Source organism: Butyricicoccus sp. Marseille-Q5471, assembly GCF_951230135.1.
GTDB lineage: Bacteria > Bacillota > Clostridia > Oscillospirales > Butyricicoccaceae > Agathobaculum.
In genome coordinates, this window is record NZ_CATNVC010000002.1 from 45,007 (window position 1) to 65,156 (window position 20,150).

A 20,150-nucleotide genomic window follows, 5' to 3' on the forward strand; every position below is an offset into this window, starting at 1 on the left:
AAAAACGCCTGCCATTCGGCAGGCGTTTTCTTTTTGTTATAAAATCATCAGCTGTTTGGACGCTTCGGTCAGATTGACGCAGCCGTCCTCAATGATATACAGCATATCCTCAATGCGCACCCCGAACTTACCGGGCAGATAAACACCGGGTTCGGCAGTCACAACGGCGCCGGCAGGCAGCAAATCCGCCGCAGAAGGTGAGGCATTGGGATTTTCATGAATTTCAAGACCGACACTGTGACCAAAACCGTGACCGAAGGCATCTCCAAATCCGGCCTGCTCAATCACGCGGCGTGCCGCCGCATCCACATCGCGGCCGGGAATGCCCGCCTTAGCGCAGGCAATGCCTGCGAGCTGGGCGCTGAGCACGGTGTCATATACGGTCTGCATCTCGTCCGTCACGTGTCCGAGCGCGACCGTACGCGTCATATCCGAGCAGTAGCCGTCCACGATGCAGCCAAAATCCATGGTCACGAAGTCGCCCGCCGCAACGGTCTTATCCGTTGGCACACCGTGCGGCTTGGAGCTGTTTGCCCCCGATACGACGATGGGATCGAAAGACATGTTTTCCGCACCGTAGTGCAGCATCAGATAGGTCAGCCGCGCTGCGATTTCGCGCTCGGTCACACCCTCCCGAATATCGTTCAGCACCTCGTCAAATGCCTGTTCGGCAATGCGCTGCGCCGCGACGATTGACATGATTTCGTCATCTTCCTTGCACATGCGTAGCTTAGCCACATCATCGCCCAGCCGCACACACTCTGCGTGCAGCGCATTCTTCCAATGCGCATAGTCGCAGTGCGTCAACGTCTTATCCTCGAGCGCAATGCGCTTTACATCATCCGCATCAATCAGCTCATTCACCGCTGCACTGTATGCCACGTTACGTGCAATTTCACGCACTTCAAAACCGTCTATTGCAGCGCGCGCCGCTTCCGTGTAGCGGAAATCCGTGTAAAACACCGCCTGCTTTTGCGAGAGATAGCACACCCCCGCCGTTGAGTGAAAACCGGTGGCGTAGCGGCGGTTGATTTCTCCCGTGAGCAACACCGCGTCATACGACGCATCTTGCAGCATCTGCCGCAGTTCATTCAGTCGGTTCATTCTAAAATCGCCTTTACCGCATCAACCGCCAGCAGATAGCTATGCTTGCCAAAGCCAGCAATCACGCCCGCGCAGACAGGCGCGAGCACCGAATGGTGACGAAATTCCTCCCGTGCATGCACATTGGACATATGCACCTCGATGCAGGGCAGGCGTACAGCCGCAATCGCATCGCGCAGCGCATAGCTGTAATGCGTGTACGCACCGGCGTTGAAAATGATAGCATCGCAGTCCTCGCGCGCGGCGTGGATGCGATCAATCAATGCTCCTTCCGAGTTTGACTGAAAAACCGAGCAGTCCATATTCAGCTTGGCACATTTATCTACCACCTCGGCGTTGATGGAGGCAAGCGTATCGGTGCCATAGATGCCCGGCTCGCGCAGACCGGTCAGGTTTAGGTTCGGGCCGTGAATCAAAAGGACTTTTTTCATTTCTCTATCGCTCCTTTATATAACTTCATCATGGTCAGCGCATCCTCGGCCTGCGTGCCGGCCGATTCACAGATAAAGGTCGGTGCGTAACCGCGGCGTGCGACTTCCTTGGCGAGCGGCGCAAAATCCGGGCCAAAACCGGGGTCGCTTTCAAAGGTCAGATGGCGCACTTCGCCCTTATCGTTGTACTCGATATGAGAAAAATGGGAGTGAAACCGACTTGTCCGCTCAACACCGATGGTGTTTTCCATCAGGTCGAACAATGCGGCAAAGGCCTCCCTGCCATTCATCGCGCCGCCCGTCCGGGCGTTCAGATGACCGAAGTCGATGCAGGGCAGCAGTCGATCATCAGCCGCCACAAGCTCGCATACCTCCTCTGCTGTACCGACCACGCTCCGCTTGCCCATGGTTTCCAGACAAACCGTGCAGGTGGTAAGACCCGCTTCGTCCAAAGCCTCCAGAATGCGTTTCACATTTTTGTGCGAGTTACGCATCGCCCGCTCGCGCGTCAGCTTGCCCTGTCCGCCGCAGTGCACGACCATTCGTGTTGCACCCATCGGCACAGCCGCACGTGCAGTCGCGAGCACATAGCCGACGTTCTTCTCGACCCGCTCGTGCTCTTCCGAGGACAGGTTAATAAAATACGGCGCGTGAATGCTCATCGCAATGCCGTGTTCCGCCGCCGCTGCACCGATTTTTGCCGCGGTCTCCTCACCGATGTGCACGCCGCGTCCGCACTGATACTCAAAGGCGGTAAGCCCCATCTGCGCAATCCATGCAGGTGCATCCTTGGTTTCCTTGAAACCGGCCTTGCCAAAGGATTCGGAGTTGCCGGCCGGTCCGAATTTAGGTTTTATCATGGTGCGACCTCGCTTCCATCTGCTTTTGACCACGGCCAATGAAATAGCGCTCCAGCTGATAGCGCGCGTTAATCCAGAAAAAGCGCCGATCAAGTGTCTGCACATAGCAGGTCAGTGCGCCCGCGCGGTTGCCGCCGAATACATCGGTAAAAATCTGATCACCGACGACGGCAATCTCGTCCATTTTCAGGCCGAGCTGCTCCGCCGCACGATCAAACGCCTTGCGAAACGGCTTGCGCGCACTGCTGACAAAGGGCACGCCGAGCGCCTCGCAAAAGGTGCCGACGCGATGCGCATTGTTATTTGAAAAAACCAGAACCTGCACGCCTGCGTCTCGCAGGCCGCAAATAAAGGGCGCGACCGTATCCGGCGGCAAAGCCGCCCGATGAGAGGCCATTGTGCCGTCCAAATCAATCAGAACACCACGTACACCGTGTTTTGCAAGCAGTGCCGGGGTAATATCATAGATAGAACTAAAAACATAATCGGGGATCAAATGGGACATGTTGTTTCTCCTGTGTTCTCATTTGCGGATTTTCCACATATAAGTGTACTGGAAATCGGGCGCAATGTCCAGCAAAACGGAGGGAATCAATATGGTATTCACAAAAAATCTCATCCTGGTGTGCACAGGGCGCGACACCGTGCGCGCAGTCTCCAGCGGCCTGCCCGTGCTGCACCTCTGTCTGACCGTTACAGAAACCGGCGCGCTGCGCCGTCTTCAGCTGCAAACCTCACCCGCGCGCTGCCTGCTTGGCATCCGCGACCTGCCCTCGCACCTGACTGCTTTTGACCCGGAACGACTGGTTGCCGACCTTGTTTACGAAGCACGGCGCGTATCCGCCCTCGGCATTTTTGCCGATTTTGAACGGGACACGCCCCAAGTCCGCGCCGTACTGGGCGCAATGGACGCCGCCCTGCACGAGGTGGGAATTCCCTTCTATGTGCCAATTGCCTGCCAGCGCAGCGTGGTACATGCCGTGCTGACGGTTGAAACCGCGCTGTCCGGCGGCAGTCTGGTCGAGCACATCACTTCTCTGCAAAGCCTGCACGGCGCAAGCCGTGTTGCCGCATTCCTCAAGCCGGTATCGAATGATTTTGTTCTGCCCTCCGCGTCGCCCGACGGCAATCCGCTATCTCCGAGTGAACGGGCGGCACTGCTTAATCAAACCGGCTCGCAAGTCTTTTTCTCTCGTGAATTATGCGCCAAATATTTTACTTATTCCGATGAAGAAAATCGAGCTCACTTCGTCCTCTTCGATGACGACTCCACGCTGCACGCAAAACTTGCTCAGCTGTCCGGCTGCGGGGTTCAGACTGTGTTTGCGCTTTATCCGGATGCCGCAGGGCTCATCAATCCATCGTAATCGGTGCGGTCGACGCACGAACCAGTGCGACGAGGTCTGCAGGACTACATTCGATCTGATACCCGATTTTGCCTGCGGAAACCATAACGGTCGGGATTGTGTTGACGCTCTCGTCGAACACGGTCGGAAACGCTTTTTTCATGCCCACAGGAGAACAGCCGCCGCGCACATATCCGGTCAGGCTGAGCAGCTCCTTGACATGCACCAGTTCGACCGCCTTTTCCCCTGCCGCCTTGGCTGCTTTCTTCAAATCCAGTTCTTTTTCAACCGGAATGACAAACACATGGAATCCGCCCGATTTGCCGCGCGCGACCAGCGTCTTGAACACATGCGCCGGATCCTGCCCAAGCATTTTTGCAACCGATGCGCCATCGACCGCCTCTTTACCATGTTCATATTCATGCGCGGCATACGTAATTTTATGCTGTTCCAGCACGCGCATTACATTGGTTTTGACCGCTGCCATCCTGTCCGCTCCTTTTGTTTCAATCTGCCTATTAGTATAGGACAAATTTGTGCAAAAAGCAAGAAGCGACCCATTCGGGTCGCTTCTTTGGGTCATACGCTGCGCGCAACGACAATACGGACGCGTCCGCCGTCCTCCGTTGCGTTATCATAATAGCAGGTGACGTTGTAGGCGGAAAAGTTATTGCGCAGTTCGGTCAGGGAAAGCAGGCTGTAATTGGAGTTTGCATAGAGATACACCGCACAGTCATCGGCAAACAGCCAGCTGTCGCTGTCCTTGGTCACGCCGAGCAGATTTACGCTGTCCGGACTCTTAATCTGGCTCAGCGCACGCACTGCGGAAAGCTGACCGTTTTCAATCGTCAGCCGTGCCGGGCCTGCGGATGCGCCAAGGGTTTTGCCGCTCGTCGAAATCGTCTTCTTTTCGCCTACGAGCAGGTAGGTATAGCTGCCTGACAGCGTCATTCCGCTGCTTTGCTCACTGGCGCCTGTAATGATGCCGTATTCGTACAAATCGCCCGTGAAATCCCGCAGAATCAAATCGGTAATCTCCCCTGCGGCGTTGGTCTTATAATAGCGTACATCCGAGGTATCAAGCGCTGCTCCGTTCAGGCGGGACGCATAGACGCGCTTGGTCACGGTGTCCAGCACATCGAGAATGCGCACATCCTTGGCCATCGTTTTCGTGCCAATCGAATAGCCGGAGACCTTGCCCGAAAGCGAAGCGGAGGTCAGTGCAGAAACATCGGTTCCGGACGAGCCGAAACCGATGCTGACAAAATCCTCCTCGTCAATCGAGGTCTTATCGCAGGGAACCTGATAGGAATTGCCGTCCGTCGCCGCAACGGTAATTGTGCGCGCCGTATAGGAGTTCCCCACTGCGTTCTGGTAGGTCGCCGTGCCGACCGAGGTGACCACACCGACGATTTCAGCCGCGTAGTCCTGCGCAGGCAGCGCGGCAACGACCGTACCGTCACGGCCGAGCAGCAGGGTAATCACATCGCCCACATTCAAGCCGCCGAGCGTTGACAGCGCAAGCTTTGCTTCGCCCGTTGCGAGCGAATACGTATTGCCCGCAACCACGACCGAGGTGGGCGCCGCCGCCGAGGGGGATGCCGACTGATACGTGCCAGTCACTGCATTGGCATAGGCCCAGATGCTCGAGCCGGTGTAATATACCACGTCGTACTTTTGAATCGCATCGACTGTGGACGCATAGCCGTTGCGGTATACGGTTTTGTTTGCCGACGACACAATAGCGGACAGGCCGTTTTCCACCACGTACGGGCCCTGCATGGTGTCGTTCAGCACGCTCAGATAGTCGATGCTGCCGTCTGTGCCCAAGCTGTAGCCGAGCGTCTCGCCATAGGTCTTGCCTTCCTTAGTGTCGGCCGAGAGCAGGTTGTAAAACAGGTACATCATGTTCCGGCGTGTCATCTGGCTGCCCTGCGTTGCCGTGACCTTGGTGTTCAGCTGCAGCGACCCATACAGCGCCAGCTGGCCGTATGGATACGAGCCGGAAAAATCGCTCGTCGTATAGCCGAGCAGCTTGAGGCAGCCAGTTGCGGCTTCCTCGAGCGTAACGGTGTTGTTCGGGCGGTATGTGCCGTCCAGATAGCCGGTCAGCCAGCTTTGCTGCACAGCGGTCTTGATGTAGCCCGCCGCCCAGTTGCTGTACGGCACGTCGCGGAACGGGGATGAGTTGGAAACGGCGCTGACTTTGTCCTTATAGCTTGAAGCCATAACCAGCATTTTGGCGTACTCGGCGCGGGTGACCGTGCGGTCGAGATCGAGGTTTCCGCTGCCGTCGCCCACCATGATGCCGATTGAGCCAACGACCTGCTGAATCACATCGTCCGAAGCTTCGGCAGCGAGAGCAGCAGGCAGTGTACCAATCAGCGTCGCCGCGCAAAGCAGCAGCGCAAGAAATTTCTTCATTGGGGTTACGTCCTCCCTATTCTGTTAGTCATAACGCAAAGCGTCAATCGGGTTGAGTTTGGCGGCTTTATTCGCCGGCATAAAGCCGAAAAATATGCCGATGAACACGGACACACCGAAACTAATCAGCACCGCGGATACGCTTGGTTCTGCGTTAATGCCAATCACATTGCCCAGCACGACTGCGACCACCGCACCGAACACGATGCCGATTACGCCGCCGAGCGCCGAGGTTGTGCCCGCCTCAATAACGAACTGACGCATGATATCGCGCCGCTTCGCACCGAGCGATTTTCGGATACCAATTTCGCGTGTGCGTTCGGTGACCGACACGAGCATGATATTCATGATGCCAATGCCGCCGACCAAAAGCGAAATGCCTGCAATGCCGACCAGAACCATGGTCATCATGCCGGTCATTTCTTCCATCGAGCTGACAATCTCCTGCATATCGCTGATATTGTAATAGTTTTCATTCTGAAAAACCGAATAAAGCGCATTGTCAATCAGATTGGTCGCCTGTGTGTTGAGGGAAACATCCTTCGTCGCAAAGGTAAAGCTGGAAATTGCGCCGAACGTCATCTTGGATGCCGTTGTGTACGGAATATACAGGCAGTCATCCGCCGAGCCTTCGGTTGAATCGTCCTGCTCTTCCATTACGCCGACGACCGAAAAGGCATTGCCGTTTATTTTAATGGTCTCCCCAATCGCCTTGCCGCTGAATACTGTGTTTGCAATATAAGTGCCCACCACTGCAACCTTGCCGCGCGCCTGCAAATCAGTATAACTGATAAAGCGGCCATCGTTCAGCGCATACCCTTTGATTTCGGCATACTGTTCCGACACACCGGTGATGGTTGTGGAATCAAAGGAGTCCGAATCCGTGCTCGTCTTGACCGTGCCATTGACCGAAACAGTCGGCGACATGCCGAGAAACACATCGGTATTTTCCTCATACAGCTCATACAAATCATCCACATCGACCGTACGCGAGGAACCGCGCCCGGTAATCGATACGCTCAGCGTGTTGGTACCCATATCCTCAAACATCGAGGTTACCTCGCCCGTCATGCCCTGCATGAGCGACACGAGGATGATAACTGAGCCAACGCCGATGATGATGCCAAGCATCGTAAGGAATGCACGCATCTTGCTGCTCGCAAGGCTTTTCAGGGCGAGTTTAAAGGCCTGTGTAAATCCCATTCAGCTTGCTTCCTCCGCCTTGCGATGCTGCGGCCCCGGCGCGGGCACTGCCGCCGGAAAGGCCTCCTCCGCCGGGCCGTCAAATACAATCTTACCATCCGAAACCCGCACGACCCGCGTCGCCTCAGCGGCAATGCCGTTATCGTGCGTGATGAGCACAATGGTATTCCCTTCTTCGTTGAGCTGCTTTAAAAAGTCGAGCACCTCGCGGCTGGTGCGGGAATCGAGCGCACCGGTCGGTTCGTCCGCGAGAATGACGGATGGATTGCCCGCAAGGGCACGTGCAATCGAAACACGCTGCTGCTGGCCGCCCGAAAGCTGACTGGGCAGGTTTTTCTCCTTGCCCGCAAGGCCGACGCGGCTGATTTGCAGCCGTGCGCGTTCGACGCGCTCCTCCGCCGGAAGACCGGCATAGAGCAGGGACAGTTCCACATTCTCGAGCACCGTCAGCTTGGGAATCAGGTTGTACTGCTGAAAAATGAAGCCCAGCATCTTGTTGCGAATCTCCGCCTGCTCATCATCGGTCAGTTCAGACACATCCTCGCCCTTGAGACGGTAGCTGCCCGTGGTCGGCACATCGAGACAGCCGATGATATTCATCAGCGTCGATTTGCCCGAGCCGGACTGGCCGACGATGGCTACAAACTCGCCCTCACAAATGCGCAGCGTCACACCGTCTGCCGCGCGCACCTCGCTGTCGCCCATATGATAGATCTTGTAGATTTCGTCAAGCTCAATCAAAGGCATCCTGTTCTCGATTTTTTTCATTACGGCATTCCTCCTCCGCCGCCAGAGCCACCGCCACCGGGTGCGCCGCCGCCGGACGGAGGACCGCCCTGACTGCCGCCGGACGGCATTCCGCCGCCGCTCATATCGCCGCCCATGCCCATCATGCCCATTTGCGCGCTTTGCTCGCTCGACGATTCACGCTGCACCTGCGGCACGTAAACAATGTCCTCTGCATCAAGACCCGAAACAATTTCAATATAGCTGTCATCGGACAGTCCGGTCTCAACCTCGACTGCCTGCCAACCGTCCGGCAGAAGATTGCCGCCGACCATGGTGCTGTCCGTATTCTTGACGCCGTCCTTCTTGACATAGACGGTGTTGCCGCGCTGTACGGCGGCAATCGGTATCGCTACTGCGTCCGCCGCTTCATCGACCACAATAGTCGCATCCACGTTCATGCCGGGCAGCAGGCCTTCGGGCGGATCGTCAATCTGCACCGTGACCGGATAGGTCGTCACACCATTGGAAGTCGTGCCCGCTACCGAAACCTTGGTCACACGACCCTCAAAATCGCCCGCGTCGATGGAGTCGCAGCTGATATTGACCGTCTGGCCAACCGCTACCTGCGAAATATCCAGCTCGTCTAGGGAAATATCGAAGGTCAGATAGCTCAAATCATAAATCACCGCGAGGGTGGTCTGTCCGTTGGTTGCATCAAGCGTGTCACCCACCTTGACGTTCTTGGTAATAACCGTGCCGTCAATCGGCGCGGTAATGGTGTAATCATCCAGCTGATCTACCGTGTTTTGATAGGACAGCTGCGCATCCTGCAGCGACAACTGACTCGAATTGACCTGATTCTGCGTCGAGGTAGACGAGATGGTCGCCACCGTTTGGTTTTTGGATACTGCTGAGCCTTCGCGGATGTTCAGCGCAGAAATCTTGCCCGAAGCCGATGCGGCAATCGTCGATTCGGAAAGATATGTAAAGCTTGCGCCTTGGTTACAGGCCACACCGTTTATTGTAGCTGTAGCCGCGGACGAAGTGGACAGGCCGCCCGGGTTTGAGACCTGAATCGTGACATTCTTAACGATTTGATAACCGTCCAGCACGGTTTCGACTGCGTCGATTGCCGTCACTCTTCCGCTCAGCGTTTCAAACGAGCCATCCATCGTTACCGTTGCGGATGCGCCGATGCCAAAGCTGTCCGCGTCCGCCGAGTTGAATGGCACGGTCAGCTCCATCGTCGACGAGTCGCGGATGTCCGCGATGGTCGTGCCGTTCTGCACTTGATCTCCCACCTTGACATGGAGTTTGGTCACCACGCCCGACGCATCCGACTTGATGTTCAGATCATCCAGCCCCTCGAGCGTCTCGTTGTAGCTGTTCTGGCTCTTTTGCAGCGACAGCTTGGCGCGGTCAATCGTGTTTTGCATCTCCGTCTTGTCAATCTCATAGAGCGTGTCGCCCTTTTTGACTGCGTCGCCCTCTTCAATACTGCAGGCGAGTACCTCGCCCTTGACCGAAGCCGTAACGTCATACTGGTTGGCCGGTGCAACCGTGCCGGTTGAGGACAGCGTTAGCTGAATATCGCGCCGCTCTGCAGCCGATTCGGTATAGGTCTGGCTGTCCGCGCCCGACTTTGCCACAAGCATCTGCCGTACGCCGAGCGCTCCTCCAACCACCACAATCAGCACCAGTGGAATGATCACCTTCTTGCTTGGTCGCTTTTTCTTCTTCTTGCTGTGTGCACCGGATGCGGCCAGTGCTGTTTGCGCCGCACTCTCCGATGCCGCTTTCTTTTTCCATTTGTGTAGTTTGATCTGTGGCAGCTTCACTTTGGTCTACCTCCCGCTTGTCGCCATATTCAATATGCGCCCTATGATACGACCATTTCCTTAAAGCAACCTTAAAAATTCCCAAGGTTCACAAACTCTCCCTTACGTGTACACAAAATTTCCACAGACGACCAGTAAAGTGAGATTAACTTCAAGAACAGGGAGTGATTGGCGCATGCGTGTACTGGTATCAGGCGGCCCCGAAGCTGACAAGGCGGCGGCAGCGCTGCGCCATGCGCGTATCACCTGCAATCGCACGTATACCATGTCTGACAGCGGAGAATGCGCGGACAGCCGCACCTGCGACGTGTTGATTCATTTCGTACAGGGCAGCGAAGCGCTCGAAGTCGCATCAAACCTGCGTGCGGACGGCATTATGACGCCGTTGCTGTTTGTCGCACCGCACGCCTCCGCGCGTGATAAGATACATGCGCTCGACGCAGGCGCGGACGATTATCTGACACAGCCGTTCATTATGGCCGAGCTGCTCGCGCGGGTGCGTGCACTCAGCCGGCGCAGGCCGCTGCTGCAACCGACCTATCTGTCCTTTGGCGACCTGCAGCTTGACCGTGACCTGTGCAGCCTGTCCCGCGGAGACGAGCGAACCGATGTTACCGTCAAAGAAATGCAGCTGCTGGAACAATTCCTGCTCAATCCCCATCAAATCCTGCCGCGCGACCGACTGCTGCACAAGGTTTGGGGCTATGACTGCGATCTTGATTACAACAATATTGAAGTATACATCTCCTTTCTTCGTAAAAAGCTGCGCGCAATCGGCTCGGTCGTTTCCATCCGCGCCAAGCGCGGCATGGGGTATTTTCTCGACTGCCCGAACAAATAAAAGAACCGCCGGTATCAACCGGCGGTTCTTTTATTTGTTCCATTGATATACTGCATTTTTCCTTTGTTCAATCGACCCGTCCCAAAAGCAAATCCACGCACACAGCCGTGCCCAGAGAGAGGTGGCTAAAAAGAAAATCTGTTTCATAAGTTGTCCCGGCACCCGATGGGTGCGCTGTCCTTTCCCTTGAATCTATCTCTATTATAACAGCGTTTTCTTTCGGATTTGTGACAGAAAAGATTAAGATTTCTTAAAAATCTCTCTCATTTCAAAAAAGACCAGCCTATTCGGCCGGTCTTTTTCGTAACGATTCGATTGTCCCTATTATTCATCCGCCCCGAGGTCGGGCGCATCCAGTCCCAGCACCTCTCGGCTGACTGTTTCCTCCAGCTGTGTCACGCCGCGCAGCCTGCGCTGAATCTGGCGGGTGCGAACACCGACCAGCTTGTCCAGTTCGGTGCTTGCCTGATTTAGTCTCGTCTGCGTTGCGGTCAGAGCAGTTTCAAATTTATCAAACTCCGTCTTGACCGCGCCAAGCACACTCCACACCTCGCCGCTCCGCTTCTGAATGGCAACCGCGCGGAAGCTCATCTGCAAGCTATTTAGCATAGCTGCCATGGTGGACGGCCCTGCGATGTTCACATGATATTCCCGCTGCAGCACCTCCACCATACCGCGGTTGACCACCTCGGCATACAGACCTTCAAACGGCAGGAACATCAGGCCGAAGTCCGTTGTATTCGGGGGATCCAGATACTTATCACGGATGTCCTTTGCCTCCGCCTTAATGGTGGAAAGCAGCAGCTTGACACACGCATCAATTTCTTCCCGCGAGCCGTTGTCATAAGCGTCACGCAGATTTCCATAGGTATCGCCGGGGAATTTCGAGTCAATCGGCAGGTAAACAAACCCGCCGTCCTCCACCGGCAGCTTGACTGCATACTCAACCACATTGCGGCTGCCCGCCTTGGTTGCGACGTTTACGTCATACTGCTCCGGGGCGAGAATCTCTTCCAGAATCGCACCCAACTGAATCTCACCTACGATGCCGCGCGTTTTGACATTGGTCAGCACCTTTTTCAGGTCGCCGACGCCCTGTGCAAGCGTCTGCATCTCTCCGAGGCCCTTGTACACCTGCTCTAGGCGTTCATTGACCAGCTTAAACGACTCGTTCATGCGCTCATTGAGTGTCTTTTGCAGCTTTTCATCGACAATCTGACGCATGTCATCCAGTTTTTTATTGTTGTCCGTCTGCATGGCATGCAGGTTTTTGTCGACCGTCGTGCGGATGTTCTCCAGATTCTGCGTGGTTTCTGCCGTAAAGCCGTGCAGACGGCGCTCTACCTGACTGAACTGATCGGTCATCGCGCCCAGCTTATCGGTCAGATTTTTATCCATCACGGTCAGCTGGCTGATCTGTGCCGCGCTGCCCGTCTTAATGTTTTCGGTTACAAGCGAGCCGAGCGCCGCGATGGAGCCGTTCGCATCCGTACCGGGCTGTCCCTGTACCGGCTTGCGCAGCACCAGTATCACAACCAGTACCAACACGATTACAGTCAACAGCAATGTGAGTAATTCCATATCATTTCCTTTCGTGCTTATAATGTGTGCAGCTTCATCGCAATTTCCTGCATTTTTTCGTCCGTTGCGGAAATCACATCGGCACACTCCTTGAGATCCTTTGAAATATGCGGTGGAATCTCGGTGTCATTCTTATACCGCAGCTGATGCTCCAAACTTGCCCAAAAGTCCATTGCAATCGTACGCAACTGCAGTTCAACGCGCACCGCATGCGTGCTTTCCGATAGGAAAATCGGCACCTCCAGAATCAAATGCAAGCTGCGGTAGCCGTTGGGTTTCGGGTGTTTGATGTAATCCTTCTGCTCAATCAGTTCTATGTCGTCCTGCCGCATCAGCATATCGGCCACAGTGTAAATATCTTCAATGAACGGGCAAACAACACGAATGCCTGCAATATCATTCAAATTATCCCGCATGGACTGCAGTGAAATCGGGAAGCCGCGGCGTCTCAGCTTGCGTAGGATGCTGCGCGGATCCTTGATGCGAGTCTTAATCGCATCAATCGGGTTGGGTTTTCCTGTGATATTCGATTCCGAGCTGAGAATTTCCAGCTTAGTCTTAATCTCCTGAATACCGGCCTCGTACAGCATCATCAGCTGCTGCAGCTGGAGCGCGCTTTCGACGAATTGCTCGGTATCCATATTACCCACATCGCTCATCCCTAAAAAACTTTTGAGTTCCATATCTTCACCTCTGTACTTTATATTTCTATTATAGTACACCCCGGCTGTTTTGACAAATGGAAAAGGCTTGTGATTGACGCTTGTGCAGCGTGCATTTTTCTGCTATAATCAGTCGGAAAGAGGTGTTACAAGAATGTCTGAACCGTTTTTTGAAAGCCCGTTCACCGTTCCTGAGTCTGAAGCGATTCAGCTGGCTCTGGGCGATTTGCGCCGTGAACTGGAAGCCATGCTGCCCGAACTGAATGACGAAGGCAAGGCGAACTTTGAAAAAAATCTTGTCTTTACCGACGATGCAAAGGCCAAGCTGGCTGACAACGCCGCCACCTTCAACGAGGATGAGACCAAAATGCTCTATGTTGCAGTCACAGGTGCGCTAGAGGATCTTTCCGAAGCCTCACAGGACAAGTCCCATCCCAAGGCCGAACGCAAGCAGGCGCTGCAGCGCTTCAACACTGTCAACGCCGCGCGTTCCAAGGTTACTGCCTTTTTCCGCGAAAAAGGCATTGATATTGACCGTTTTCTCGCAGGTTTGCCGCAGGACGACGAACAAGCCGAAAACGCTTGAGAGGATACCGAACAAAACAGCTCGAAAGCGGTTGCTTTCGAGCTGTTTCCGTTTTGCACCGTTCACCGAATTCTTAAAAAATGCAAAAAAGTACCGCCAAACAGCAGTTTGGCGGTATTCTTTGCAATTTAGCGCTTGGAGAACTGGGGAGCACGACGTGCAGCCTTCAGGCCGTACTTCTTACGCTCCTTCATGCGCGGATCACGAGTCAGGAAGCCGGCCGCCTTGAGAGCGGGACGGTACTGCTCGGAATCAGCCTGCAGCAGTGCGCGAGCGATGCCGTGACGGATCGCACCAGCCTGGCCGGTGAAACCGCCGCCGGTTACGGTGCACTCGATATCGAACTTGCCGGTAGTGGCAGTGGTCTCGAGCGGCTGACGAACGATCAGCTTCAGGGTCTCGAGGCCGAAGTAGTTATCGATCTCGCGGTTGTTGATCTTGATTTCGCCGGTTCCGCCGGGAAGCAGACGAACGCGGGCAACGGAGGACTTTCTTCTGCCGGTGCCATAGAAATATGCTTTCTTAGGTGTATACATCAGTCATATCCTCCTTATTACTTAACCCAGGCTTCGGGCTGCTGAGCCTGGTGGTTGTGATTCTCGCCCGTGTAGACCTTCAGGCGGGTTGCCGACTTGCGGCCGATGGTGTTCTTCGGCAGCATACCCTTGACAGCCAGCTCCATTGCCATTTCCGGCTTATCAGCCATCATGGTCTTGTACTGGACTTCCTTCAGGCCGCCAACCCAGCCGGTGTGATAGCGGTAGTACTTCTGCTCGAGCTTCTTGCCGGTGAGCACAGCCTTGTCCGCGTTGATGACGATAACGAAATCGCCGCCGTCAACGTGGGGGGTGAACTCTGCCTTGTGCTTGCCGCGCAGCAGCATAGCAGCGGTAGCAGCGGTACGGCCCAGCGGCTTGCCCGCAGCATCCAGCACATACCACTTACGCTCGACAGTCTCTGCCTTAGCCATAAAAGTAGACATGTTTTCTTCCTCCGTTTTTATATGATCAAATTAAATTGATAACAAATCTAACGCTCCAAACGAGCATATTTATTAAAACACATCAAAAGCATGAAGTCAACCACATTTTCTGATTTTTCTTGCAAACTTATTTATATCTCTTCTATTCTCTATCAATCACTTTATATCTCTCGTTTTCTCACATTCTATTTCAAAATTTTAATTTGCTTTGCGAACGTATTTCTGATATAAATAATAGGGAATGATTACGAGAATCGGGGAAATGCAAATGCAAAAGATGCTGTCCTATGTCCGCCGCGCGGTGGATCATTATCATATGATAGAAGAAGGCGATCGAATCGCAATCGGTGTGTCGGGCGGCAAGGACTCGCTGACGCTGTTGGTTGCGCTTGCCGAACTGCGCCGTTTTTACCCTAAAAAGTTTGATATCGTCGCCATAACATTGGAAATGGGTTACGAGGATATGGATTTCAGTGCAGTGCAGCAATTGTGTGACCGTCTGGGCGTCGAGTATATCCGTATTCCGACTCAGATTAAGCAAATCATTTTTGATATCCGTAAAGAGGAAAATCCGTGTTCCCTCTGCGCCAAAATGCGCCGCGGGGCGCTGCATGAAGCCGCACTCGCCGCAGGATGTAAAAAAGTAGCGCTCGGTCATCATTTTGACGATGTGGTGGAAACTTATTTGCTGTCTCTTTTTTATGAGGGACGCATTTCCTGCTTCCAACCTGTCACCTTTCTGGACCGCGTAGGGGTCACACTGATTCGCCCGCTGCTTTATACACCGGAGTATTATGTGCGTTCGTTCGCTGCACGACATGAACTGCCCATTGTACATAACCCCTGCCCTGCCGACGGAAATACCAAGCGTCAGGAGGTCAAGGATCTGCTGAAGAAGCTGGAACAGGACATGCCCGGCCTGCGCGAGCGGATTTTTGGCGCGATGCAGCGGTATCCGCTCAAGGGTTGGGAACCCGACCGAGTCCGCATACCAAAGGTCACAGAAAAAAACGATTAATTATTTTAAAAAAATGCTTGACGAAACGCCTTCGACAAGATATAATAAATCTTGTCCTCTGCGAGCGCAGACAGTCAATGATGGAGAGTTGGCTGAGTGGTCGAAGGCGCACGATTGGAAATCGTGTGTGCGGTAATCCCGTACCCAGGGTTCAAATCCCTGACTCTCCGCCATTAAGTGCTGGAATCTTTTGATTCTGGCACTTTTTCTTTGTTATACGTCAATATTGTTATGTTAATTATTTATCGAAGATTGAGCATTTTCGATCGATTGCACCGAAATTGCACCGACTTCAAAATTTGATGCGCGATTTCTCTGTGACTTTTTCAGCATGGGGACCAGGCACTCTAAGGCGTCATCCCGACGGTAGCACCAATATATTAGATTGACCATCTTAGTTGATTTTGGTATCATTATATCATCATCTAGTTGAATTGAAAGTAGATAAGCAACAGATTTTGTAACAACAACGGGGACTTCAAGGTAAAGCTAATTTTGTGAATTTGGGGGCATTTCTCACATAATAGCAAAAGTCAAAGCATTAACCACCTTGATGAATGAATACACAACATGAGGTAAAGGAGGCAACATGTCCTATTTGTTAGTATGTACAATTGTCATTTTTCTCTGTGTGCTGGTTAGCGGGCTGACGCACAAAATAGGAGTGCCGGTACTTCTTGCATTCATTGTACTCGGAATGCTTTTTGGGGAAAACGGCATCTTTCATATTGCATTTGATAACTATTTCTTGTCGGAGCAAATTTGTACTATTGCGCTTATTTTCATCATGTTTTATGGCGGTTTTGGAACGAATTGGACGCAGGCAAAACCTGTGGCAGTTCAAGCGTCCATACTCGCTTCGTTCGGAGTTGTTTTAACTGCAGGGCTGACAGGAGCCGTATGCATTTTATTTTTAAAAATGCCGGTAATGGATTCACTGCTTTTGGGTGCAATTCTCAGCTCTACCGATGCAGCTTCAGTATTTTCGGTGCTACGTTCAAAAAAGTTGGGACTTCGGGAGAATACAGCATCTCTACTAGAAGTAGAAAGCGGAAGCAACGATCCATTTGCCTATATGCTCACCGTTATTTTGCTCTCGGTAGCGGGCGGTCAGGCAAGCGGCGCCATGTTGGCGTGGATGGCTGTGAAGCAGCTGCTGGTTGGTGCCATATGCAGTGTTGTTATCGCATTATTGATTCGAAAGCTTCTAAAACGCTATTCTTTCCCCATCCCTGGTTTTGACATGGCTTTTTTTATAGGAGTTGCCCTTCTCTCTTATGCACTCCCTACAGCGATCGGTGGAAATGGATATTTAAGTGCCTATATCGTCGGAATCGTATTAGGCAATAGCCCCTTACGGAAGAAAAAATCTCTGGTACACTTTTTCGACGGATTCACAAGTTTAATGCAGATGCTGATATTCTTTCTTTTGGGGCTTCTGGCGACGCCCTCCCATATTCCTAAAATTCTTATCTCCTCCAGCATCATTGCCCTGCTGCTTACCTTTGTGGTCCGTCCGTTGGCGGTATTCGTTTGCCTTACTCCCTTGAGGTGTAGCTTCCGTCAGCAGCTATTAGTCTCCTTTGCCGGACTGCGCGGCGCAGCATCAATTGTATTTGCAATTATGGCAACAGTCCAAGGGGCACAGACCTCCAATGATTTATTTCATACCGTTTTTTGTATTGTTTTACTATCCATCACATTTCAAGGCTCTCTCTTGGCGCCAGTGGCACGTTGGCTTGGAATGTGTGATCAAAGTATAGACGACGCAAAAAGCTTCAGCGACTATACCGATCAAGTAAAGCTCTATTTTATTGATCTACATATTTATGAAGGGCATCCTTGGCAGGGGAAGGCCTTGCGTGACGTCAGCTTGCCACCTAATATGCTAGTGGTGATGCTGCTGCGGGGCGGAGAAAATGTTTTGCAAGGCGGAGACACATTATTTTGTTCCAATGATTCAGTTATTTTAAGCGCTCCGGCATATCAGGAAGATATGGGATTGGAACTTCAGGAACAGCATATTGAAAAAAACAGTTCATGGATTGGAAAATCAATTGCTATGTTTTCGCCACGTAAGGAAGAACTGGTTGTAATGATTCTGCGTGGAGAACAAACCATAGTTCCAAACGGAGACACACAAATCGAAGCGGACGATATTTTGGTAATTAGCAATAAAACAGAAACGCATCACCTCAAGTCAGAACATATATAATGAGCTGTAGCAGGCGGCGTTCCCAATTTTGTTTCAAGTACCGTCACATCCGGCAATGCAGAAGCCCCCGACCAAACGGTCGGGGGCTTCTGGTATAGTAAATTTGTAATGTCACCGCCTAATAGATATCGTGTCTGTTGGGAAGGAAGTGCTGCCATGCAGCGTATTCAAAGCAACCGTTTCCAATTGGCCACATGCATAGCAGGAAGAATGCCCAACAAACGATGCCTTGGCTGCTTATCGTCAGTGGAGTGCCGACTGCAGACCCTATAGAAACCGCAAGGAGGAGTGTTGACAGTCCAACTTCTTTTCATTTTCGACGCACCTCTTTATTGGCATTGCTCTTGCTTATGTACTTTGATGGCAAAAAAAGTAGGCCTTTATCCAAACCAAGCTTTTGCCGTATTACAGGAATCTCGTATAACATCTATCCAGCACTGCTAAAAGCACAAAATTTGTTAGACTAAATTAGACAGTGGTATTACCAATATGCTTGACCGGACAATTCATAAAAAACGGCAGCCGACTGTTTGCCGGCTGCCGCCAAAGATGGAACATGTTTTTCTTATATGCCTCAACGCCCGGCTGATCAAACGGGTTAACACCCAGCAGATATCCCGAAATGCCGCACGCGCGCTCAAACTCAATCACGATATTCGGCGTGCCGCCCTATGAGCGTGCCTTCAAAGGCCTTGCGATTAATGTGCTGCATGCTGTTTCCGACGAGGAAATTCAGTCCGTCGATGTCCTCCGGCAGTGCGTCCACCACGTATTCGTGCTGCGGCTCCTGTACCCAGAGCACAGTTTCAAACATATTGCGTGCGCCGTCCTGAATGAACTGTCCAACCGAATGCAGGTCTGTCGTAAACCCGGCAGAGACCGGGAATATACCCTTGCCGTCCTTGCCTTCGCTTTCAGCGAACAGCTGCTTGAACCACTCACCGAACATAGCGAACTGCGGTTCGTAGCTGACGAGTACCTCGGTGCTCTTGCCGCGCCGCAGCAGCGGTCCCTCCAAAGTGCTGAGGATTATTCGCCCATATAAACCTGATATGGAATACGAATCTTGTTGACGCCTTCGTCAACCGTGTACTTGTCTGCAATGCCGTCTATCAGATTCTTGCCTGCTGCTGCGACACGAAGGATATCTACAGATGAATTCCGTCCACTTAAAATCGGGCAGTGCATCATACGAACGAGAATTGCTGACCCTGTTAACATACAGAAGACCCGGATTCTCCTACGGAAAACCCGAGCCTTCCAAGCATAGTTTTAATGATAGTTAGTTTATCGCTTTCTCATTTCCAGATACCGCATCAACTTGCGCCTGCAGCACATATGCATCGAAGTAATCGCTGAAATCATGGTTGCCGCAGGCGTATACCACGGGATATGAATGAATAAAGTCTCCGCTGCCGAACCAGAAATTAAACTGCTCCTTCTGCGTGCCGGTACCCTCTACCATATCACCCGCATGCAGCAAAAACGCCGGATTATACGCAAATACTGCATCGTTGAAAGCATCCTTGGTTTCAAACTTGTGCGTGTCGCTGATTGACATGAATTCCACTTTGTCCGGCTGCTCCGCCAGCGTCGAGAAGGTGGCCGAGCAGGTTTCACCGTCTGCCAGCGTTACTTCATACTGATACTTGGTGCCGGGCTTCATTCCCTCCAATGTCTGGCGGTAAAGATTCATCTGCACGCCGCCGTAGGATGGCGCGGACTCGTCGCGCGCCACAGGGATTGGTGTTCCCAGCTGCTCCCCCTCCTCTGTATAAGCAGCGAAACAAGCCTGAATATTGTGCCGGAAAAGCACACTTACTTTCTAACCACACCGCAGACGGTGAACGCAGAAAAATGTCGTGATATGATCTATATTACATGTATCATGTTTGGAAGATTGTGGCATGAGCACTCTCGCGAGCATCTTGTACACTTGGCAGACAACACGTTGATTAATCGTGACAGCATTGAAATCCGCTTTAACCAGGGAATGGACTCTTCCGAGATAATTCATACCGAATAGAATTTAACCGCCACATCAATTACTCGGCTATCCAAGCAGATCTTCTTCTATAGCATGACATCTGCACAAATCAGACAACTGGGTAGCAGACAATCGACATTATTAAGTTTCTATTTGCTATTAAAAGTGTCCATTCTCGCCCGTGAGCGACTGCATTGATGGTATACCGGACGATGTACGCTTTCTCTTCAAGAAAAGTGAGATGCCATCATCCGTGTGCATTATAGCTATCATTTCCGTTGCCTTATTGGGCTTGTGATCTCATCAAAGGACGATTTGCAGTCTTCTATATTCCATCAATATC

Annotated in this window: 20 protein-coding genes, 1 tRNA gene and 1 pseudogene; 6 read left to right on the forward strand and 16 right to left on the reverse strand. The window is 52.6% G+C overall.

Translation table 11 applies throughout. The annotated features are described in order from the left end of the window. Positions 1–36: 36 nt before the first annotated feature. From QOX26_RS02745 to QOX26_RS02760, 4 genes are read right to left on the reverse strand one after another with little or no spacing between them, the layout of a single operon-like run. The gene (locus tag QOX26_RS02745) at positions 37–1,104 is read right to left on the reverse strand and encodes an aminopeptidase P family protein (RefSeq protein ID WP_283673360.1); all 1,068 of its coding nucleotides are present in this window, start codon (positions 1,102–1,104) and stop codon (positions 37–39) included. Beyond that, positions 1,101–1,535, reverse strand: a complete 435-nt coding sequence (gene aroQ, locus QOX26_RS02750; RefSeq protein WP_283673361.1) for a type II 3-dehydroquinate dehydratase — start codon at positions 1,533–1,535, stop codon at positions 1,101–1,103. Before aroQ ends, QOX26_RS02745 begins: the two co-directional genes overlap by 4 nt. After that, positions 1,532–2,395, reverse strand: a complete 864-nt coding sequence (locus QOX26_RS02755) for a TIM barrel protein (RefSeq protein ID WP_331488462.1) — start codon at positions 2,393–2,395, stop codon at positions 1,532–1,534. The genes aroQ and QOX26_RS02755 overlap by 4 nt, the downstream gene beginning before the upstream one ends. Next, a complete protein-coding gene (locus QOX26_RS02760) occupies positions 2,382–2,900 on the reverse strand; it encodes a YqeG family HAD IIIA-type phosphatase (RefSeq protein WP_283673362.1) in 519 nt (172 codons plus the stop codon). The genes QOX26_RS02755 and QOX26_RS02760 overlap by 14 nt, the downstream gene beginning before the upstream one ends. Positions 2,901–2,991: 91 nt before the next feature. Here QOX26_RS02760 and QOX26_RS02765 point away from each other — a divergent pair, with 91 nt between their 5' ends. Continuing rightward, on the forward strand, positions 2,992–3,762 hold the full coding sequence (locus tag QOX26_RS02765) for a hypothetical protein (RefSeq protein ID WP_283673363.1): 771 nt from the start codon (positions 2,992–2,994) through the stop codon (positions 3,760–3,762). Here the strand turns inward: QOX26_RS02765 and ybaK are convergent. The 5 genes from ybaK to QOX26_RS02790 form a co-directional block, all read right to left on the reverse strand. After that, positions 3,749–4,228, reverse strand: a complete 480-nt coding sequence (ybaK, locus tag QOX26_RS02770; protein ID WP_283673364.1) for a Cys-tRNA(Pro) deacylase — start codon at positions 4,226–4,228, stop codon at positions 3,749–3,751. The two genes, QOX26_RS02765 and ybaK, sit on opposite strands and share 14 nt — an antisense overlap. Positions 4,229–4,320: 92 nt before the next feature. Then, positions 4,321–6,165 carry an S-layer homology domain-containing protein gene (locus QOX26_RS02775; protein ID WP_283673365.1) on the reverse strand — a complete coding sequence of 615 codons (1,845 nt, stop codon included), beginning with the start codon at positions 6,163–6,165 and terminating at the stop codon, positions 4,321–4,323. Positions 6,166–6,189: 24 nt separating this feature from the next. Next, positions 6,190–7,368: an ABC transporter permease gene (locus tag QOX26_RS02780; RefSeq protein ID WP_283673366.1), complete on the reverse strand. Its 1,179-nt coding sequence runs from the start codon at positions 7,366–7,368 to the stop codon at positions 6,190–6,192. Then, positions 7,369–8,136 carry an ABC transporter ATP-binding protein gene (locus tag QOX26_RS02785; protein ID WP_283673367.1) on the reverse strand — a complete coding sequence of 256 codons (768 nt, stop codon included), beginning with the start codon at positions 8,134–8,136 and terminating at the stop codon, positions 7,369–7,371. Further along, positions 8,136–9,935, reverse strand: a complete 1,800-nt coding sequence (locus QOX26_RS02790; protein WP_283673368.1) for an efflux RND transporter periplasmic adaptor subunit — start codon at positions 9,933–9,935, stop codon at positions 8,136–8,138. The genes QOX26_RS02785 and QOX26_RS02790 overlap by 1 nt, the downstream gene beginning before the upstream one ends. Before the next feature lie 175 nt (positions 9,936–10,110). Between QOX26_RS02790 and QOX26_RS02795 the strand changes: the two genes are divergently transcribed. Beyond that, positions 10,111–10,776: a response regulator transcription factor gene (locus QOX26_RS02795; RefSeq protein WP_283673369.1), complete on the forward strand. Its 666-nt coding sequence runs from the start codon at positions 10,111–10,113 to the stop codon at positions 10,774–10,776. Between the two features lie 324 nt (positions 10,777–11,100). Here the strand turns inward: QOX26_RS02795 and QOX26_RS02800 are convergent, their stop codons facing one another. Then, positions 11,101–12,357 carry a DNA recombination protein RmuC gene (locus tag QOX26_RS02800; RefSeq protein WP_283673370.1) on the reverse strand — a complete coding sequence of 419 codons (1,257 nt, stop codon included), beginning with the start codon at positions 12,355–12,357 and terminating at the stop codon, positions 11,101–11,103. A gap of 17 nt (positions 12,358–12,374) precedes the next feature. Then, positions 12,375–13,040: a GTP pyrophosphokinase gene (locus QOX26_RS02805; RefSeq protein WP_283673371.1), complete on the reverse strand. Its 666-nt coding sequence runs from the start codon at positions 13,038–13,040 to the stop codon at positions 12,375–12,377. A gap of 133 nt (positions 13,041–13,173) precedes the next feature. Here QOX26_RS02805 and QOX26_RS02810 point away from each other — a divergent pair, with 133 nt between their 5' ends. Continuing rightward, positions 13,174–13,605: a hypothetical protein gene (locus tag QOX26_RS02810; RefSeq protein ID WP_283673372.1), complete on the forward strand. Its 432-nt coding sequence runs from the start codon at positions 13,174–13,176 to the stop codon at positions 13,603–13,605. 128 nt (positions 13,606–13,733) lie between these two features. Here QOX26_RS02810 and rpsI read toward each other — a convergent pair whose 3' ends face one another. Together rpsI and rplM are read right to left on the reverse strand one after the other, a co-directional pair. Beyond that, complete coding sequence (rpsI, locus tag QOX26_RS02815; RefSeq protein ID WP_283673373.1) at positions 13,734–14,141, reverse strand: 30S ribosomal protein S9; 408 nt, start codon at positions 14,139–14,141, stop codon at positions 13,734–13,736. Positions 14,142–14,158: 17 nt separating this feature from the next. Then, complete coding sequence (gene rplM, locus QOX26_RS02820) at positions 14,159–14,587, reverse strand: 50S ribosomal protein L13 (protein WP_283673374.1); 429 nt, start codon at positions 14,585–14,587, stop codon at positions 14,159–14,161. A 268-nt stretch (positions 14,588–14,855) separates the two neighbouring features. On the opposite strand from rplM, the gene QOX26_RS02825 reads away from it, so the two are divergent. The 3 genes from QOX26_RS02825 to QOX26_RS02835 all read left to right on the forward strand — a co-directional run bounded on the left by QOX26_RS02825 (position 14,856) and on the right by QOX26_RS02835 (position 17,820). Then, entirely contained in the window at positions 14,856–15,605 is a 750-nt protein-coding gene (locus QOX26_RS02825; protein ID WP_442870203.1) for a tRNA 2-thiocytidine biosynthesis TtcA family protein, read from the forward strand. Between the two features lie 82 nt (positions 15,606–15,687). After that, positions 15,688–15,778, forward strand: a tRNA-Ser gene (locus QOX26_RS02830). A gap of 416 nt (positions 15,779–16,194) precedes the next feature. After that, positions 16,195–17,820: a potassium/proton antiporter gene (locus QOX26_RS02835; RefSeq protein WP_283673376.1), complete on the forward strand. Its 1,626-nt coding sequence runs from the start codon at positions 16,195–16,197 to the stop codon at positions 17,818–17,820. A gap of 468 nt (positions 17,821–18,288) precedes the next feature. Here QOX26_RS02835 and QOX26_RS02840 read toward each other — a convergent pair. From QOX26_RS02840 to QOX26_RS02850, 3 genes and pseudogenes are all read right to left on the reverse strand, one after another. Further along, positions 18,289–18,826: pseudogene (locus tag QOX26_RS02840) on the reverse strand (hypothetical protein); the annotation flags it as partial. A 23-nt stretch (positions 18,827–18,849) separates the two neighbouring features. Continuing rightward, positions 18,850–19,041 carry a hypothetical protein gene (locus tag QOX26_RS02845; protein ID WP_283673377.1) on the reverse strand — a complete coding sequence of 64 codons (192 nt, stop codon included), beginning with the start codon at positions 19,039–19,041 and terminating at the stop codon, positions 18,850–18,852. A gap of 61 nt (positions 19,042–19,102) precedes the next feature. Beyond that, entirely contained in the window at positions 19,103–19,558 is a 456-nt protein-coding gene (locus tag QOX26_RS02850) for a metallophosphoesterase (protein WP_283673378.1), read from the reverse strand. Between the last annotated feature and the right edge of the window lie 592 nt (positions 19,559–20,150).

Excerpts from the sequence above, each read along its gene's own strand:
- QOX26_RS02785 (WP_283673367.1), bottom strand. The coding sequence starts at position 8,136 with ATGAAAAAAATCGAGAACAGGATGCCTTTGATTGAGCTTGACGAAATC.
- ybaK (WP_283673364.1), bottom strand. The coding sequence starts at position 4,228 with ATGGCAGCGGTCAAAACCAATGTAATGCGCGTGCTGGAACAGCATAAA.
- QOX26_RS02760 (WP_283673362.1), bottom strand. The coding sequence starts at position 2,900 with ATGTCCCATTTGATCCCCGATTATGTTTTTAGTTCTATCTATGATATT.
- QOX26_RS02800 (WP_283673370.1), bottom strand. The coding sequence starts at position 12,357 with ATGGAATTACTCACATTGCTGTTGACTGTAATCGTGTTGGTACTGGTT.
- QOX26_RS02755 (WP_331488462.1), bottom strand. The coding sequence starts at position 2,395 with ATGATAAAACCTAAATTCGGACCGGCCGGCAACTCCGAATCCTTTGGC.
- QOX26_RS02765 (WP_283673363.1), top strand. The coding sequence starts at position 2,992 with ATGGTATTCACAAAAAATCTCATCCTGGTGTGCACAGGGCGCGACACC.
- QOX26_RS02775 (WP_283673365.1), bottom strand. The coding sequence starts at position 6,165 with ATGAAGAAATTTCTTGCGCTGCTGCTTTGCGCGGCGACGCTGATTGGT.
- rplM (WP_283673374.1), bottom strand. The coding sequence starts at position 14,587 with ATGTCTACTTTTATGGCTAAGGCAGAGACTGTCGAGCGTAAGTGGTAT.
- QOX26_RS02780 (WP_283673366.1), bottom strand. The coding sequence starts at position 7,368 with ATGGGATTTACACAGGCCTTTAAACTCGCCCTGAAAAGCCTTGCGAGC.
- QOX26_RS02810 (WP_283673372.1), top strand. The coding sequence starts at position 13,174 with ATGTCTGAACCGTTTTTTGAAAGCCCGTTCACCGTTCCTGAGTCTGAA.
- rpsI (WP_283673373.1), bottom strand. The coding sequence starts at position 14,141 with ATGTATACACCTAAGAAAGCATATTTCTATGGCACCGGCAGAAGAAAG.
- QOX26_RS02805 (WP_283673371.1), bottom strand. The coding sequence starts at position 13,040 with ATGGAACTCAAAAGTTTTTTAGGGATGAGCGATGTGGGTAATATGGAT.
- QOX26_RS02745 (WP_283673360.1), bottom strand. The coding sequence starts at position 1,104 with ATGAACCGACTGAATGAACTGCGGCAGATGCTGCAAGATGCGTCGTAT.
- aroQ (WP_283673361.1), bottom strand. The coding sequence starts at position 1,535 with ATGAAAAAAGTCCTTTTGATTCACGGCCCGAACCTAAACCTGACCGGT.
- QOX26_RS02835 (WP_283673376.1), top strand. The coding sequence starts at position 16,195 with ATGTCCTATTTGTTAGTATGTACAATTGTCATTTTTCTCTGTGTGCTG.
- QOX26_RS02845 (WP_283673377.1), bottom strand. The coding sequence starts at position 19,041 with ATGTTAACAGGGTCAGCAATTCTCGTTCGTATGATGCACTGCCCGATT.
- QOX26_RS02795 (WP_283673369.1), top strand. The coding sequence starts at position 10,111 with ATGCGTGTACTGGTATCAGGCGGCCCCGAAGCTGACAAGGCGGCGGCA.
- QOX26_RS02825 (WP_442870203.1), top strand. The coding sequence starts at position 14,856 with ATGCAAAAGATGCTGTCCTATGTCCGCCGCGCGGTGGATCATTATCAT.